Genomic DNA, 16,733 nt, shown 5'->3' on the forward strand with positions numbered 1-16,733 from the left:
TCGGCTGGCCATTTGCACGGAAGGACTTGGGGAGAGTCTTGGTGGCACGTTTCGGGATGGCGCCCGGTTGGATGCGGCGTCATCGGACCTCCATCGCGTCCTGGGCCGCTCTTGCCGTGGTCGCGGGCGGTTTGACCGTCTACGCGATCCAGTCGACGGGTTACCCCGTGCACAAGGCCGATCTCGACGACGGCGGCATCTGGGTGACCAACCAGTCCTGGGGCACCCTGGGCCGGCAGAACCGACCCGTCGCCCAGCTCGACGGCGTCGTCTGGGCCGGCAACGAGGCCGGGTCCAGGTCCGAGCGCGCCGGTCTCGACGTCGTGCAGAACGGCATCGCGGTGGCCTCCGTCGACCGCGACGCCCGCACGATCACGCCGGTCAACACCAAGCTCGCCGAGGGTCTCGACGACGACGCGGTGACCGTGAAGGACAGCCGCGTGGTGATGGGCGGCAACACCATCGGCGTCGCCGAGCAGAAGACCGGCAAGGTCTGGCTGACCTCGGTCGACCCGACCACCGGCGTCGGCGACCTCTCCGACCTCTCCGCCTCCACGAAGCCCACCGAGACGGTCGGCGCGGACACGGTCCTCACCGTCGGCACCGACGGGACCGCGTACGCCGTCTCCGCCGGCAAGCGCACGCTGACCGCGTTCGCGCCCGACGGTGACCGGTTCGCGGACCCCGAGGAGACCAAGCTCCCGAAGGCTCCCGAGTACGCGGAGACCCCGACCTCGGCGACCGTCGTCGGCGACCAGGTGATCACCCTCGACGGCGTCGGCTGGCTGCTCGGTGCCTCCAAGGGCTCCGACGTGGCGGCGGACTTCGGCGACACCGCGGAGAGCGCGGTGCTCCAGCAGCCCTCCGTCAAGGCCAAGGAGGTCCTCGTCGGCGACGGGGAGGGTCTCAAGGCCGTCAACCTGCGCAACGGCGAGATCCGCCGTATCGCCGAGTCGGCCGGCGACCCCGCGGCCCCGGTGCGGCTGCGCGACTGCGTCTTCGGTGCCTGGGCCAACGGCTCGACCGGCTCGGTGGTGACCCAGTGCGGCGAAGGCGAGCCGGTCCTCGGTGAGATCCCGACGCTCGGCCCGGCCGCCGAGCTGGAGTTCCGGGTCAACCGCGGCCAGCTGGTGCTCAACGACCTGCGCAACGGCGATGTCTGGGAGATCGACGGCGCCGACATCAAGAAGATCTCCAACTGGGAGGCGTTCCAGCCGCAGACCCAGAAGCAGAACCAGAAGAAGGACAAGCAACAGCAGCAGACCAAGGCCGCCCAGGCCCCGAAGGCCAAGGACGACCAGCTCGGCGCCCGGGCCGGACGCACCACGGTCCTGCACGTCCTCGACAACGACTCCTCGGCCAAGGACTCGATCCTGAGCGTGGTCTCGGTCGGCGAGGCCTCCGTCAAGGGCGTCGAGGCCACGATCGCCCCCGACCGGCAATCGATCCTGGTCACCACCCCGGAGTCGGCCGAGGGGAAGAAGACCAGCTTCAAGTACACCGTCGACGATGGGGTCAAGGGCAAGGCCGGCCAGGACGACGCCAGCGTCGAGCTCTCCATCGAGGGCTCCGGCGGCACCGGCAAGCCGACCCTGCGCGAGCACTACACACCGACCGACTACACCGTCGCCGCCGGCGGCACCGTGGAGATCCCGGTGGTCGGCGACTGGCGCGACGAGCGCTACGGCGACCCGATCACCGCGCAGTCGCCGACCGCGTCCAAGGGCAAGGCGAGCGTCACCCCGGACGGCCTGCTGCGCTACACCGCGGCCACGGACGCCAGCGGCAACGAGAGCCTCGGCTACCAGGTCAGCACAGGCGGCAAGCCGTCGAAGGACAAGGTACGCATCAACATCGTCGCCGGGGCCACCACCGCCTCCCCGGAGCCGAAGGACGACGTCGCCGAGGGCACGCAGGGCTCCTGGGTGACGATCCGCCCGCTCGACAACGACATCCCCGGTGCCGACCCGTCCAACCTCGACGCGACGCTCACCCTCGCCGGTGACGTCCCGCCGAAGGGCGGCCTCGAGGTGAGCACCGACCGGGAGACCGGTGTGGTGCGGGCCCGCGGCAGCTCGCCGGGCACCTACCAGCTCAGCTACAACGCCGGGTTCGGGGCGGCGAAGCCCGCCTCGGCGAAGATCCGCGTCGACGTCAAGCCTGCCGCTCAGGCGGCCGACGAGCCGATCGCGACACCCGACACGACCGCCGTGCTCGGCACCTCGACCCGCACGCTCGACGTCCTCGCCAACGACTACGACTCCCGGGGCCGGCTCCTCGCCGTGACCCACGCCGAGCCGGTCGGCGACAGCGACCTGACGGTCGCGGTGCTCGACGGCCGCTGGCTGCGTATCCAGGCGTCCAAGCCCGACATCGACCCGTCCACCCAGGCGATCCGCTACACGATCAGCAACGGCGCGGCCGAGGCCGAGGGGTCGGTCACGGTGAGCCAGCGACCGGCGCTGCGTGGCGCCGCGAACGCCCCGGAGGCGGTCGACGACGAGGCCACGGTGAGGGCCGCCGACTCCGTCTCCATCCCGGTCCTCGACAACGACTCGACGCCCTCGGGCGACCCGGTCGGCCTGGTGGTCGACCAGACCATCGAGACCAAGGGCCAGCTGCAGGTGCTGGGCCAGCCGACGGTCGGCGAGGCCTACATCGACGGCAACCGGGTGCGCTACGTCGCCCCCGACGACGTGAAGGGGCCGGTCGACGTCGACGTCCGCTACGTCGTGCAGAACACCGGCGACCCCTCCGCGGAGCACTCCTCGGGCAACATCCGCATCCACATCAAGCCGCTGCCGAAGAAGAAGGCCGACAACTCCGCGCCCGCGCCGAAGGCGCTGGAGTCGCGGGTGGTCCAGGGTGACGAGGTCACTCTGCGGCTGCCGACGGTCGGCACCGACCCCGACGGCGACTCGGTCTCGGTGACCAGGATCAACAGCGCGCCGTCCTTCGGCCGGGTCCTGGCCCACGGCGCGAACACGATCACCTACCAGGCCTTCCCGAACGCGGCCGGCACCGACGAGTTCACCTACGAGGTCAGCGACCCGTTCGGCGCCGTCGCGACCGGCACGGTGCGGGTCGCCGTGGTCGCCCCAGGGGCGCCGCAGCGTCCGGTCGCCGTCGACGACCTGGTCACGCTCGACCCCGCCAAGAAGCTGACCTACGACGTGCTCGCCAACGACCTGCGTACGCCGGGGACGGAGCTGCACCTCGCCTCGACCGACGCGGCGGAGGGCACCGGCGTCAAGCAGCGCTCCGACGGCATCGTCACGGTCCAGGGTGGCGCCGAGGAGCCGTTCCAGCACGTCCCCTACCGCGCCACCACCGGCCTCCACGAGGACACCGGCGAGCTCGCGATCCGCTACCAGGAGGGCTACGACAACCCGCCGATGGCGGGGATCGTGGTCGCCCACCCGGAGGGCGACTCGGCGACCACGACCGTCGACGTGATGACCAAGGTGACCGACATCGACGACGCGCTCGAGGACCTCACCGTCGACGCGGTCAAGGGTCCCTCGGTCGGCGAGGACGAGGCGAAGCCGAAGATCGACGACGGCAAGGTGACCCTGCCGGTCGGTGACACCACCCGGGTGTGGACCTACCGGGTCACCGACCCCGACGGCGCCCAGGCGGTCGGCTCGATCTACGTCCCCGCACGCCCCAAGGACGCCCCCTACCTGAAGCCGGGCTCCGAGCTCCAGCTGAACCCGGGCGAGACGAAGAACGTCGACATCACCGACTACGTCGAGGACCCCGAGGGCGACCCGGTCGTGCTGACCACGACCGACAAGATCGTGGCCGCGCCCGAGGGCATGCTCAACACCGGTGACACCACCGCGACGACCGTGAAGGTCACCGCCGGCGAGACCAAGGGCCCGGCGACGCTGACCTTCGAGGTCGCCGACCGCGAGAAGATCACCTCCGCGGACGCCCATCTCTCGGTGATCTCCCTGCCGGTCCAGATCGGCAAGGAGGAGCCGGAGATCAACTGTCCGAGCACCCCCGTCGAGGTCCCGGAGAGCGGCAACGGTGCGCTGGTCGACATCGCCGCCATCTGCCACGTCTGGACCGCTGACCCGGGTGACGCCGACGACCTCGACTTCACCGCCGAGGTCGGCGACGGGCTCGACGGGGTCGAGGTCAAGCCGGAGGACGGCGGCCTGCGGCTCACCGCCGAGCACGCCGACGCCGGCGCCCAGGGTGCCCTGGAGATCGGGGTCGAGGGCACCGACGCGACCGGCCAGCTCCTGGTCACCGTCATCGCGCTGCCCGCGCCGTCGCTCTCGCCGATCAAGCCGCTGCAGACCGAGGCCGGGAAGACGGTCGCGATCGACATGGCCAGCTATCTGCAGACGCCCGTGCCGTCGGAGTCGCAGGAGATCGTGGTCACCAAGCTCGACCCGGTCGACGGAGACTCGCCCGACATGGGCAAGGCCAGCGGCTCGAAGATCACCTTCAACACCCCCGAGGAGGGGCACGGCCACTATCGCTACGCGATCGAGGTCAGCGACTCCGGCAAGGACTCCAAGCGGGTGAAGGCCACCGGCGTCATCGAGGTGGACGTCATCGACGTCCCCGGTGCGCCGACGGGGCTGCGTACGACCTCCGACTTCCTCTCGAACGTGGTCGCGCTGTCGTGGAACGCCCCCAAGGACAACGGCGACGACCCGATCCAGCGCTACGAGGTGGAGGCCAACGGCGACCACGTCCAGGACTGCCCGTCGACCTCGTGCCGGATCACCGGGCTGAAGAACGGCGTCGTCTACGACTTCCGCGTCCGCGCGGTGAACTCCGTCGGCCCGAGCCGTGAGTGGAGCAACTCGGCCGAGGGTGAGCCCGACGCCTACACCGGTCCGGTGCAGAACCTCCGCGTCACCCGCCAGCGCGACCACAAGGTCGAGCTGAGCTGGGAGAAGCCGGCCCCGTGCGACTGCTCCGACGTGCAGAAATACCGGATCAGCTGGCCGGGCGGCGGCATCAAGGACATCTCCGCAGGTCAGACCACCTATCCCGCGGCGGTCAGCTCCAACGGTGACCCCGTGCAGTTCACGGTCGTGCCGCTCAACGACAAGGGCGTCAAGACCAACAAGGGTCCGACCGCGACGGTCGAGGGGATGGGTGCCGGCAAGCCGGACACCCCGGCGACCCCGACCTTCGACTGGGCCAACACGGCCAACAACTCCGGCAAGGCGGTGACGGTCTCGTGGAGCCCGGTCGCGGCCAACGGCCCCACCCCGGTCACCTACGAGGTACGCCGCACCGGCGGTACCGGCGAGAAGATCGTCTGCTCCTGGGTGACCGAGACCAGCTGCCGCGACGACGTCGCCAACGACGGCACGATCTACACCTACGCCGTCAGGGCACGCAACGCGGAGGCGACCTCGCCGCGCGAGACCACCTCCGGCGGTTCACCGGAGGCGCACGTCTCCAGCTACTCCGCCGGCGGCAAGGTCGAGGCGGCGGCGACCCCCGACGCGGTCTCCTTCGCGAGCGCCACCCCGACCGGGGCCAACGGCACCGCCGAGATCGTCTTCACGCCGCGGGCCTCGCACGGCAAGACCAACCGGGTCGAGTGCGTGCGCAACGGCTCCTCCTGCGGCAGCTGGACCTACCCGTCCGAGGGCGCGGGTCAGCAGACCAAGACGATCACCGGGTTCACCAACGGCAACTCGACGCAGGTGCAGCTGCGGGCCTGCAACGACTCCTCCGGCGGCACCGGCGCTGGCGACTCCTGCGGCCCCGCGACGTCGAAGAACGTGACCACCTACGGTCCGCTGGGCACGCCGTCGATCTCGGCGAGCGTCGACGGCAACAAGGTCAACTGGCGGGTGAGCTACGACCCCAACGGCAAGGCCGCGACCGTCACGGTCAAGCGTGGCGGCACCCAGGTGGAGCAGTTCACCACCGGCACCGGAGCGGGCAGCCGGTCCGGTACGGACACCGCACCCGAGTGGAACACGTCCTACACCTACACCGTGACCATCAGCGACTCGCCGCGAGCGAGCAAGTCCGACTCCGTCACGGTGCGGACCGACCCGCCGCCGGACCCGATCCTCGAGGTGAACAAGGCCGGCGAGTGCTCCGGCGCCGCCTGCCCCGAGCCGGACGTGGCCTGTGGCGGCACGTGCTGGTACGTCGGCTCGACCATCACCGACCTCGCCTTCCCGGGCAAGACCTGGGAGTGCAGCACCAACGCCACCACCTCGCGGTGGAACGTCACCATCGGGAGCAACGGCAAGGGCTCTGGCAGCGGCCGCGGCTGGGTCGGCGCCAACACCCCGTTCCGGGTGACCTGCACGACCAACGGGCGACCCACTCTTTCGAAGAACGTTACGTGGTAGGAGACAAGAAATGACCGTCACGCACGAGCAAGCGCGCTGGTTCCACGAGACCTTCGAGAAGCTTGCCGACAACGTCGAGAAGGCGGTGCTGGGCAAGCGCAACGTGATCCGCCTGGTGCTGACCGCGCTCCTCTCCGAGGGCCATCTCCTCCTCGAGGACTACCCCGGGACCGGGAAGACCCAGCTCGCCCGCGCCCTGGCCAACACGGTCCAGGGCTCGCACGCGCGCATCCAGTTCACGCCCGACCTCCTCCCGTCCGACGTCACCGGTGTGACCGTCTACGACCAGGGCAAGGGCGCCTTCGAGTTCCACCCGGGCCCGATCTTCCACTCGATCGTGCTGGCCGACGAGATCAACCGGGCCTCCCCGAAGACCCAGAGCGCGCTGCTCGAGGTCATGGAGGAGGGCCGGGTCACCGTCGACGGCGCCACCCGCGAGGTGGGCCGCCCGTTCATGGTGATCGCGACCCAGAACCCGATCGAGCAGGCCGGGACGTACCGGCTGCCCGAGGCGCAGCTGGACCGCTTTCTGATGAAGACGTCGGTCGGCTACCCCGACCAGAACGCCACCGTCGAGCTGCTGATGAACTCCTCGGTCCGCGACCGCGCCACCCTGGTCACCCCGATCATCACCGCCCCGACGGTCACCCAGATGGCCGAGATGGCCGACCAGGTCTACATCGACCCGGCGATCGTCGCCTACGTCTCCGCGCTGATCGACGAGTCGCGTCGCCACAAGCACGTACGCCTCGGTGCCTCCATGCGTGGCTGCCTCGCCCTGGTGCGGACCGCGAAGGTCTGGGCACTCGCCGAGGGCCGCTCGCAGGTGCTGCCCGACGACGTCAAGGCGCTCGCCGAGCCGGTGCTCTGCCACCGCCTGATCCTCGACCCCGAGGCCATGTTCAACGGCGTCACGGTCGAGGACGTCATCGGCGACCTGCTCACCTCGGTCCCGGCTCCCACCGAGCGTGTCGCCTGAGATGAGCAGGCTCAGTGTCCGCAACCTCGTTGCTGACCTGCGGAAACGATCAGCCCCGGTAGTCTCCGGGGCCGGTTCGGTCTACTCGTTCGTCGCCGACCGGGTCCGTCCGTGGTTCGGCACGGTGACGTCGATCGGCTGGGGCGTGCTGCTGCTCGGCGCGCTGGCCTGGGTCGCCGCGACCGCACTCGGCTGGATCGAGGCGGCCGTGGTCGCGATGGCGGCGCTGTTCCTGGTGATCGGCGCGGCCTTCTTCATGATCGGCCGCACCCGGCTCGCGGTGGCCACCGTGGTCGAGCCGCCGCGCGTCGCGGTCGGCCAGGCACTGACCGGCGAGCTGCGGGCCCGCAACGAGGCGCGCGGCCCGCTCGTCTCCACGAGCCTGGAGTTCCCGATCGGGGCAGGTGGGGTGACGTACGACCTGCCGATGCTGCTCCCCGGCGCCGAGCACACCGAGCTCTTCGTGGTGCCGACCCAGCGTCGCGGCGTGATCGACGTCGGCCCGGTCCGGACCGTGCGTGGCGACCCGCTCGGACTCTTCCGGCGGGTGCAGGAGTGGACCGACCGCACCGAGGTCTTCGTCCACCCACGCACCACCCACCTCGAGCCCTTCGGGGTCGGCCTGGTCCGTGACCTCGAGGGCTCCACGGCGCAGAACACCTCGATGAGCGACCTCGCCTTCCACGCCCTGCGCGAGTACGTCCCGGGCGACGACCTCCGCCACATCCACTGGCGCTCCTCGGCGCGCCACGGCCAGCTCCTGGTGCGCCAGTTCCTGGACACCCGCCGCTCCCACATCGTCGTCATCGTCGACTCCTCGCCGATGTCCTACGACAGCGAGGAGGAGTACGAGACCGCGATGTCGATCGCGGGCTCGCTGCTGCGTCGCGGGATCCTCGACGAGTTCGACGTCTCGTTCGCGACCGGCGACGTGCTGATGGTGCGGGCCACCGCGGCGAGCGGGGGAGGGCGTACGGCCCTCGACGCCTGCTCGCGGGCGACCCCGCAGCCGAGCAACCTGATCGAGATCACCGCCGAGGCCGCCCGGCAGGCGCCGGACGCGTCGCTGGTGATGCTGGTGACCGGGCGCTACCCGGAGTTCGTGACGCTCCAGCGTGCGGCCGGGCAGTTCTCCGTCGATGCCACCACGGTCGCCGTACGTGTCGACTCCAGCCAGCGCGCGGGGTTCAAGGCCGTCGCCGACCTGCCGGTGATCACCCTGCCCGACCTGGACCAGCTGCCGATCGTGCTGTCGAAGGGGCTGTCCGGATGACCAAGCATCATGCGGTCGATGCCCTGCTCCTGTTCCTCCTCGGCACCATCGCCTTCCTCGGCTTCGACGACACCTACGCCGGCTGGACCTACCTGATCGCCGGTGTCGCGGGGCTCCTGCTCGGCATCCTCATCGCCTTCGTCGGCCGCGGCCAGCCGGTCGTCGTGCTGGCCGTGGGCCTTCTCGCCGCCTTCTTCGTGCTCGGCGGCGCGGTCGCGCTGCACGGGATCGGCGACCTCTCCTTCCTCCCGGTCCCCGACACGATCGGCACCCTCGCCGACAACTCCGTGCACGGCTGGAAGCGGCTGCTGACCACGCTCCCGCCGGTCGACGGTGGGGCGCTGCTGACCATCCCCTACATCCTCGGCCTGGTCGCCGGCTGTGTCGGCTTCGCGCTCGCGGTGCGGGTCAAGGCGGCGCTGCCGCCGGTGCTCGTCGCGTTCGCGCTGATGGCCGGGGTGATCCTGCTCGGCGTGCAGGACCCGTCCAAGACCGCCCTGCTCGGTGCGCTCTTCGGGGCGATCGCGATCACCTGGCTCTGCATCCGCGGCATGCGGGCCCGTGCCCTCGCCGCCGGCGGTGGCCGTCGGCTCTCGCGCACCGCGATCGGGGCCGCCCTGTGCCTCGGCGCCGCCGGCCTGGCCTTCCTCGGCGGACCGCTGCTGCCGGGCCTCGCGCCCGAGCGCACGGTGCTGCGCGGCGAGATCGAGCCGCCCTTCAACGTCGGGCAGTACCCCTCGCCCCTGGCTGGCTTCCGGGTCTACACCAAGGGCTACCAGACCCCGGAGGACGACCGCCGGCTCTACGAGAAGGAGCTGTTCACCGTCTCGGGTCTGCCCGAGGGGACGCGCGTCCGGGTCGCCGCGATGGATTCGTACGACGGCACCGTCTGGCGCGCGGCCAACGACTCCGGCGAGACCGAGGGCCCCGACGACACCTTCCAGAAGATCAGCTCGACGCTGCGCAACCCGCTCGCCGACGGCAAGCAGGTGCGCGGCACGATCACGATCGGCGAGGACTTCGGCGGCGTCTGGGTGCCGCTGCCGACCGCACTCACCCACATCTCCTTCGACGGCCCCGACTCCGACTCGTTCCGCTACAACCTGGCCACCTCGACCGGCGTCCTGCCGACCGCGCTGAAGCCCGGCGACTCCTACTCCTTCACCGCCTCGGTCTCCGACGAGAACGTGACCAAGAAGAGCGAGGTGTGGTCCGGCGGGTCCCCGATCGGCGACGAGGCGGCCCAGTTCCAGGCGCTCGCGGCCGAGTACGCCGGTGGTGGCGACTCCCCGATCACCAACGCGCTGGCGGTGGCCGAGAAGCTCAAGGAGGAGGGCACCTACACCGACGGCGAGCCGCCCAACCAGCAGTACCCGGCCGGCCACTCGCTGCGCCGGCTCGCCGACTTCACCGCCAAGGGCGGCCAGCTCGCCGGCAACGACGAGCAGTACGCCGCGCTGATGGCCGTCCTGGCCAACCAGGTCGGCGTGCCCGCCCGGGTGGTGCTGGGCGCCGTCGTCGGCTCCGACGGCGTCGTGCAGGGCAAGGACATGCACGCCTGGGTCGAGCTGCGGATGTCGGACGGGTCCTGGGCGACCCTGGACTGGTCCGAGTTCATGAACACCGAGAAGCCGCCCGAGCAGAACGCCCCCCAGCCCGAGGAGCTCGTCACCGGCAAGGTCGTCCCGCCGCCGGCGCCGGTGCGCCCGCCCGCGACCTCCGGCGACCCGCTGGACGAGTCGGTGAACCAGAAGGCCAACTCGCGTCCCGACGGGTTCACGCTGCCGGGATGGCTGATCGCCGTCTTCACCTACGTCGGTATCCCGCTGCTGCTCATCGCGGCCGTGTGCGGGGCGATCATCGGCGCCAAGATCTGGCGCCGGCATCGCCGGCGCACACGCGGCACCCCGGTCGCCCGTCTCTCCGGTGGCTGGCGAGAGACCATCGACCATGCCCGCGACTTCGGGGTCGGGGTGCCCGTCGGGGCGACCCGGCGCGAGCAGGCCTCGGTGCTGGCCACCTCGCCGGGCATGGACGGTGCGCCGGGGCTGGCGCTGCTCACCGACAACACCATGTTCGGCGAGGCCGGACCGGACGATGCCGAGGTGGCTGCGTTCTGGGAGCAGGTCGGGACGCTTCGCTCGTCGGTCTCCGGATCGCGCACCAGGTGGCAACGCATCCGGGCCGCGATCAACCCGCTCTCGCTGCTGCCCGCCCGGCTGTGGCGCAAGCGCTGACTCAGTCGCCGAGCCCGTAGTCCCTGATCGAGTCCGCGGTGATCCGGAGGACCTCGCGCGAGGTCCCCGGCATCGGCGGGTCCACATCGGTGAGCGCCTCGGCGGTGCCGCGGATCTCGATCATCCGCGGCTGCCACGGGTTGGTGGAGGCGAGGTCATCGACCACGAACGCCACCTGGGCGTGCTTGCGGGCGTTCCTGAACTTCCGCGACCTGCCCATCTGGTGGCCGCCGATGACGATGCGGTGCTCCTCGTCGATCGTGAACCCCACGGGGTTGTTCTGCAGACCCCCGTCGGGGGCCAGGGTCGCGAGCCTTCCCAGGGGCTGGGTGCGGAGGTAGCGGAGCTGGGTGTCGGTGAACTTCATGGCTCCAGCGTCGGTGCTCAAGTCGGGTTGAGGTCAACCCCGCTCCGGTCCGTCGTCGACGGTCGTCCGAGCGGCCTGACGGCGGGACCGTCGAGGACGGCGCCGTCGGGCGAGAACCGGGAGCCGTGACAGGTGCAGTCCCAGCTGGCCTCGGCGGTGTTCCAGTGCAGCGGGCAGCCCAGATGGCTGCACCGCGGGCTCACGGTGTGCACGGTGCCCTCGAGGTCGCGGTAGCCGCCGACCGTGTGGCCGCCGACCTCGACGAGGCCGCCCTCGCCCGGCCGCAGGTCGGAGACGGAGCGGACCTCGGGGTCGTGGCGACGGCCCGCGACGAGCTCCTGGCCGACCTTCAGGTTGTCCTTGATGAGCCGGCCGACGGCCCGGGCGTCGCCGATGCGGGTGGCGTCGAACGCGGGCAGCCACGGGTTGTCGTCGCCGGCGAGAAGATCGGCCAGCATCATCGCGGCCGCGGTTCCGCTGCTCAGACCCCACTTCTGGAAACCGGTGGCCACCATGACCAGCTCGCTCGTCGGGGAGTAGCCGACGTAGGGCACGCGGTCCGGGGTGGTGTAGTCCTGGGCCGACCATCGATAGTCGATCGCCTCGACGTCGAAGGTGGCCCGGGTCCAGCCCTCGAGGTCCGCGTACATCGTCTCGGTGTCGGGCTCGGCGCCGGTCTCGTGGCCGTTGCCGACGACGATCAGCCCGTTGGGGCCGGGGTCCAGCCACGGCCGTGTCGAGTGGGTGGGTGAGTCGACGCCGATCGCCATGCTGGTCGGCGCCGGGCCACGCAGGCGGACGGCCAGCCCGTAGGAGCGAGAGGGCCTGGTCCGCGCGAAGTATCCACCGAGCAGTCCGGGCGGAAGCAGCGTGGCGACGACGACCTGGTTCGCCACCACGGTCCCGGCGGAGGTGGTGAGCTCGACGGTCCGGTCGCGCTGCTCGTCGATGGCGGTGACCCGGGTGCCCTCGAAGATCCGTCCCCCGGCAGCCGTGAACGCGTCGGCGAGGCCTGCCATGTACCTGCCGGGATGGAAGTGGATCTGGTCGTCGAAGACGACCGCCGCCTCGATGTCGAAGGGCAGGTCGGTACGGTCGGTCACCCGGGCCGGCAGGCCGAGCCCGGCCGCCGCCTCGGCCTCGTCCTCGATCCGGGAGCGTTGCTCCGGCGACCGGGTGTAGGCCACCGCCGGGGCTCGGGTCAGGTCACACCTGATCTCCAGCTCCGCGGCGAGATCGGCGACCTGCTCGACCCCCGCCCGCATCGCGTCGGCGTACCGGCGGGCGTTGTCGTCCCCGTGCCGTTTGACCAGCTCGGCGTAGATCAGCCCGTGCTGTGCGGTGACCTTTCCGGTGGTGTATCCGGTGGTACCGCCACCGACCGTCGCCGCCTCCAGCACGGCGACGCGCATGCCGCGTCGCTGGGCGAGCAGGGCCGTCGTCAGTCCGACGATGCCCCCACCCACCACAGCGACGTCGACCTCGAGATCGGCGTTCCGACTCGTGTCCAGGGTGGCGTGGCCCGGCCTCGCGGCCGTGGCCAGCCACACACTGTTGTGCTCCATCAGGTACGTCCTCCGGGCGGTCAGGGTGCGATGTGGTCACCGGTGTGCGGCGTACGCCCCAGGGCCAGGCCGAGCGCGATCATGCCGGCGCCGAGGATCAGGTGGAGCCAGTTGTCGGCATCGTTGATCGGCACGAAGTTCGCGGCGCTCTCGTGGTCGATGGCCAGGCCGTAGATCCACAGGACCAGGTAGACCACGCCGCCGCCGATCAGGAAGCCGCGGGCTCCGTTCCAGGTCCTGGCCAGCACGAGGCCGGCGATCCCGAACAGCAGATGGACGATGTTGTGCAGGATCGACACCTGGAAGATGCCGAGCAGCTGGGCCTCGGACTCGTGGCCCGCGAAGGTCATCGAGTCATAGTCGGTGGTGATGCCGGGGATGAACCCGAGTACACCGACGAGCAGGAAGGTGGCGCCCACGACCGTCGCGGCCGTTTGCAGCGCCGTCGCGGTCATGGACCGATAGTCAGATATGTCAGTCATGTCTCGGCGGTACCCAGTGGCGGGGTTCACATGCCGACGGGCTTCGGGTAAGCGGAAGGTTTGTGTCCGGAATCAGGCCTAGCGTCACCCGCATGACGACCATCGACACCACGCAGCCGGTCGAGATGACACCGGTCATGGACGAGACCGGGACGCTGCTCAGCACGCTCGACCGCATCCGGCGTACGTTCGCCTGGAAGTGCGGGGGACTGACCGACGAGCAGCTGCGCCAACGGCTGGAGCCCTCGAGGATCACGCTCGGCTGGCTCCTCAAGCACCTCGCGTTCTGCGAGGACCACTACTTCACCGCGGTCCTCGCCGAGAGCGGCTACCCGGAGGTCTGGGCAGCCTACGGACCGGGTGAGGAGGGCTGGGACTGGCGGACCGAGGCCGAGGACACGGCCGACGGGCTGATGGCCCTCTGGGAGGGTGCGGTCGCCAGGTCGCGCCGTTCCGTCACCGACGCCCTCGGCAAGGACGGGATGGACACGCTCGCGACCAACGCCGAGTGGGGCGTCGAGGCCAACGCCCGTCGCTACATCGCCGACATGATCGAGGAGTACGCCCGCCACACCGGTCACGCCGACCTCATCCGCGAGTCCATCGACGGTCTCGTCGGCGAGGACCCGAGGGACGCCGAGTGACATGGCGGGGATCCGCGGTGTCACCGGATGGATCGGCGTCAACCTCGCCTGCACCGACCCGCCCGCACTCGCCCGGTTCTATGCGGACCTGTTCGGCTGGGAGATCAGCAGCTCCGAGCCGGCGTGCGTCACGGTCCTCATCCGTGACCCGTCGGGCAACGGCACGCACAGCAACCTCGCCTTCGAGCTCGACCGCCACTACCGCCGGCCGGTCTGGCCGAGCGAGCCCGATGCTCAGCAGCAGATGGTCCATCTGGACATCGGCGTCACCGACCTCTCCGCAGCGGTCGAGGACGCCGTCGCCCTGGGCGCGAGGGTCGCGGACTTCCAGCCCCAGGACGACGTCCGGGTCATGCTCGACCCCGAGGGTCATCCCTTCTGTCTCTACCTCGACTAACCCAACGCGACCGTGAGGGCCAGGATCGTCGCGGGGTCGTCGAGCCGGTCCCCGTACGCATCGCGCAGCTGTCCGATCCGATAGCGGACGGTCTGGGGGTGGATGAAGAGCTCGGCGGCGACCTCGTCGCGCCGGCCCTGGTGCAGGAGCCAGGAGCGGAGGGTCTCGGTGAGCTTCTCGGCGGTGGCGGGGCGTAGGTCGGCCAAGGGGGCCAGCACCTGGGCGCGGAGGTCCTCACGGGCATCGGCATCGGCCGAGAGGACGAGCTCGACGAGGTGCTGCTCGGTGTCGGAGCCGAGGCCGGCGAAGTGGGCGCGCCGGGCGCGCTCGTAGGAGATCCGGGCCTCGCGCCAGGGCTTGGCCGGGCCGACGACCGACCGGCGGCCCTCCAGGGCCTTCATCAGCGCCCGCCGCCGACGGCCGTGGGCATCGGGGACGAGCAGCAGGGTGTGGTCGTCGAGATCCTGCAGGTCGTCGTGCTCGAGCGTGCCCTGGTTGACCTTGGCGAGGATGGTGCCGACCTGGGAGTTGGGGACGAGCACCGCGGTCAGCGTGCTCGGCGGGGTCCACTCGGCCCGCACCGCCGCGTCGTCGAGCTCCTCCGGCGTCGCCTCGGCGAGCAGCTTCCTGGCCAGCCGCTCCCGCAGCTGTCGTTGTACGCGTCCGGTGGTGGCGCGCTCGTCGGCGTGCCCGGCCGCGGAGGCCTCCGAGATCTCGTCGATCCAGGCGAAGACCAGTGCCGAGAACTCCACCAGCATCGCCGGTGCCATGCCGCCCTCGACGGCCTTCCTGGCGAGCTCGCGCCAGGCGACCCGGGCGCCGATGCGGTAGGCGGCGAGCAGAGCCTCCATCGTGCGTCCGCTCCTGGCCTCGCCGCGCCCCAGGTCGTAGGCGCCCTGGAGCGCCGGCGGGGTCGCGGCCACGACGTCGGCGGGCAGATCGTTTCCGGAAGCGAGGGACAGGAAGCCGCCCAGCGCCACGCCCACCGCCGTCCGGATGGTCTCGCCCATGTGGCCGGAGAGCGCGTCCTGGTACGGCGGCACCTCCGCGATGATCGCGGAGACGACGTCCTCGCCGACCTGGGGGAGCACCGCGCGGATCGCCGCGACGATCTCGGGCGTCAGGTGGACGTCGTAGGAGGAAAGTGAGGGGATCTCTCGGGAACTTTTGTTCGTCACGTATAAATCCGCCTATCAGATTCACGTCGCTGACACAGGAGTTTACCTCGCACAAATAGCATCATGGAATACATGGTTGAGATGTCCACGTCCCCCGCCCTGTTCGCCCCGGGCGAGGCCAGGCGCCCCGCATGGCGGGAGCGGTTCTCGCGCAAGGCGTGGGAGGTCGCCGAGACGATCGCCACGCCGCTGGCTCCGGCCGACTACCTCGACATGTTCAACCCGCTGCGACCAGGCGCTGACCTGCGCGGACGCATCGTGAAGGTCACGCCGGAGACCGCCGACGCGGCGACCATCGAGATCAAGCCCGGCGCCGACTGGGCGGGCCACACACCCGGTCAGTACGTCCGCGTGGGCGTCGACGTCAACGGCGTCCGCCACTGGCGGGCCTACTCGCTGACCCACGGCCCCCGCAAGGACGGCCTCATCTCGATCACCGTCAAGGCCGTCCCCGACGGCAAGGTCTCCAGCCACCTGGTGCGCCGCCTGCGCCCCGGCAAGATCGTCCACCTCGAGCAGGCCGCCGGTGACTTCGTGCTGCCCAGCGACCTGCGCGGCCACAAGTTCCTGATGGTCACCGCCGGCTCCGGCGTGACCCCGGTCATCGGGATGCTGCGCAACCTCTTCCCGGTCACCGACGAGGGCGTGGTCGAGCACCAGCGCCTCGACGTCACCGTCGTCCACGTCGCCCCGAGCCGTCCCGACTCGATCTTCATCCGCAACCTCGAGTCCCTCCACGAGGCCGGCGCGATCCGCCTCGTCACCCGCTACACCGGCTCCGAGGGCCGTCTCGACATCGACACCCTCACCGAGCTCGTGCCCGACCTGAAGGACCGGAAGGCCTACGCCTGCGGTCCGGCCGGGCTTCTCGACAACCTCCAGGCCTGGTACGACGCCGAGGGCCTGCCGCTCCAGACCGAGCAGTTCCGGCTGGCCACGGTCGTCACCGGCGAGGGCGGCACGCTCGCCTTCACCGGCAGGACCGTCGAAGCACCTGGTGACAAGCCGATCCTCGACGCCGCCGAAGAGGCTGGCGTCCTCATGCCGAGCGGCTGCCGTATGGGCATCTGCTTCGGCTGTGTGCTCCCGATGAAGGAGGGCGCCGTCCGCGACCTCCGCAACGGCGAGCTCACCGTTGCCCGCCCGGGTGAGACCGGCCCCGAAGGGGTACCGATCCAGACCTGCATCTCCGCCGCCGCCGGCGAGTGCGTCATCGACCACCCCGCCTCCTGAGCATCCCCCACACGACGAGAAGTGAGACAGC

At 70.7% G+C, this 16,733-nt stretch carries 11 protein-coding genes; 7 read left to right on the plus strand and 4 right to left on the minus strand.

What is annotated here, in order from left to right:
- Positions 1-41: 41 nt before the first annotated feature.
- The 4 genes from HD557_RS01330 to HD557_RS01345 are packed head-to-tail and all read left to right on the plus strand — an operon-like array spanning position 42 to position 10,836.
- Positions 42-6,347: an Ig-like domain-containing protein gene (locus HD557_RS01330; RefSeq protein WP_196872557.1), complete on the plus strand. Its 6,306-nt coding sequence runs from the start codon at positions 42-44 to the stop codon at positions 6,345-6,347.
- A gap of 10 nt (positions 6,348-6,357) precedes the next feature.
- A complete protein-coding gene (locus HD557_RS01335) occupies positions 6,358-7,326 on the plus strand; it encodes an AAA family ATPase (protein WP_008354581.1) in 969 nt (322 codons plus the stop codon).
- A 1-nt stretch (position 7,327) separates the two neighbouring features.
- Positions 7,328-8,599 (plus strand): DUF58 domain-containing protein, encoded by a 1,272-nt coding sequence (locus HD557_RS01340; protein WP_196872558.1) that lies wholly within the window; start codon positions 7,328-7,330, stop codon positions 8,597-8,599.
- Positions 8,596-10,836, plus strand: a complete 2,241-nt coding sequence (locus tag HD557_RS01345; RefSeq protein WP_196872559.1) for a DUF3488 and transglutaminase-like domain-containing protein — start codon at positions 8,596-8,598, stop codon at positions 10,834-10,836. Before HD557_RS01340 ends, HD557_RS01345 begins: the two co-directional genes overlap by 4 nt.
- 1 nt (position 10,837) lies before the next feature.
- Here HD557_RS01345 and HD557_RS01350 read toward each other — a convergent pair whose 3' ends face one another.
- From HD557_RS01350 to HD557_RS01360, 3 genes are read right to left on the minus strand one after another with little or no spacing between them, the layout of a single operon-like run.
- The gene (locus tag HD557_RS01350; protein WP_008354576.1) at positions 10,838-11,203 is read right to left on the minus strand and encodes a PPOX class F420-dependent oxidoreductase; all 366 of its coding nucleotides are present in this window, start codon (positions 11,201-11,203) and stop codon (positions 10,838-10,840) included.
- A 17-nt stretch (positions 11,204-11,220) separates the two neighbouring features.
- Positions 11,221-12,768, minus strand: coding sequence for an FAD-dependent oxidoreductase (locus HD557_RS01355; protein ID WP_196872560.1), 1,548 nt, complete (start codon positions 12,766-12,768; stop codon positions 11,221-11,223).
- A gap of 20 nt (positions 12,769-12,788) precedes the next feature.
- Positions 12,789-13,223: a DUF4383 domain-containing protein gene (locus HD557_RS01360; protein WP_008354573.1), complete on the minus strand. Its 435-nt coding sequence runs from the start codon at positions 13,221-13,223 to the stop codon at positions 12,789-12,791.
- 119 nt (positions 13,224-13,342) lie between these two features.
- Here HD557_RS01360 and HD557_RS01365 point away from each other — a divergent pair, with 119 nt between their 5' ends.
- Positions 13,343-13,894, plus strand: coding sequence for a DinB family protein (locus HD557_RS01365; RefSeq protein ID WP_231380135.1), 552 nt, complete (start codon positions 13,343-13,345; stop codon positions 13,892-13,894).
- 1 nt (position 13,895) lies between these two features.
- Positions 13,896-14,291, plus strand: a complete 396-nt coding sequence (locus HD557_RS01370) for a VOC family protein (protein ID WP_196872561.1) — start codon at positions 13,896-13,898, stop codon at positions 14,289-14,291.
- Here HD557_RS01370 and HD557_RS01375 read toward each other — a convergent pair.
- The gene (locus HD557_RS01375) at positions 14,288-15,469 is read right to left on the minus strand and encodes a PucR family transcriptional regulator (protein WP_008354569.1); all 1,182 of its coding nucleotides are present in this window, start codon (positions 15,467-15,469) and stop codon (positions 14,288-14,290) included. The genes HD557_RS01370 and HD557_RS01375 overlap by 4 nt on opposite strands.
- Before the next feature lie 72 nt (positions 15,470-15,541).
- Between HD557_RS01375 and HD557_RS01380 the strand changes: the two genes are divergently transcribed.
- Positions 15,542-16,702: a ferredoxin reductase gene (locus tag HD557_RS01380; protein WP_196872562.1), complete on the plus strand. Its 1,161-nt coding sequence runs from the start codon at positions 15,542-15,544 to the stop codon at positions 16,700-16,702.
- Positions 16,703-16,733 lie beyond the last annotated feature (31 nt).

Origin of the sequence: Nocardioides luteus, assembly GCF_015752315.1 — a bacterium.
Lineage (GTDB): Bacteria > Actinomycetota > Actinomycetes > Propionibacteriales > Nocardioidaceae > Nocardioides.

Excerpts from the sequence above, each read along its gene's own strand:
- HD557_RS01345 (WP_196872559.1), top strand. The coding sequence starts at position 8,596 with ATGACCAAGCATCATGCGGTCGATGCCCTGCTCCTGTTCCTCCTCGGC.
- HD557_RS01360 (WP_008354573.1), bottom strand. The coding sequence starts at position 13,223 with ATGACCGCGACGGCGCTGCAAACGGCCGCGACGGTCGTGGGCGCCACC.
- HD557_RS01355 (WP_196872560.1), bottom strand. The coding sequence starts at position 12,768 with ATGGAGCACAACAGTGTGTGGCTGGCCACGGCCGCGAGGCCGGGCCAC.
- HD557_RS01350 (WP_008354576.1), bottom strand. The coding sequence starts at position 11,203 with ATGAAGTTCACCGACACCCAGCTCCGCTACCTCCGCACCCAGCCCCTG.
- HD557_RS01365 (WP_231380135.1), top strand. The coding sequence starts at position 13,343 with ATGACGACCATCGACACCACGCAGCCGGTCGAGATGACACCGGTCATG.
- HD557_RS01380 (WP_196872562.1), top strand. The coding sequence starts at position 15,542 with ATGGTTGAGATGTCCACGTCCCCCGCCCTGTTCGCCCCGGGCGAGGCC.
- HD557_RS01335 (WP_008354581.1), top strand. The coding sequence starts at position 6,358 with ATGACCGTCACGCACGAGCAAGCGCGCTGGTTCCACGAGACCTTCGAG.
- HD557_RS01370 (WP_196872561.1), top strand. The coding sequence starts at position 13,896 with ATGGCGGGGATCCGCGGTGTCACCGGATGGATCGGCGTCAACCTCGCC.
- HD557_RS01340 (WP_196872558.1), top strand. The coding sequence starts at position 7,328 with ATGAGCAGGCTCAGTGTCCGCAACCTCGTTGCTGACCTGCGGAAACGA.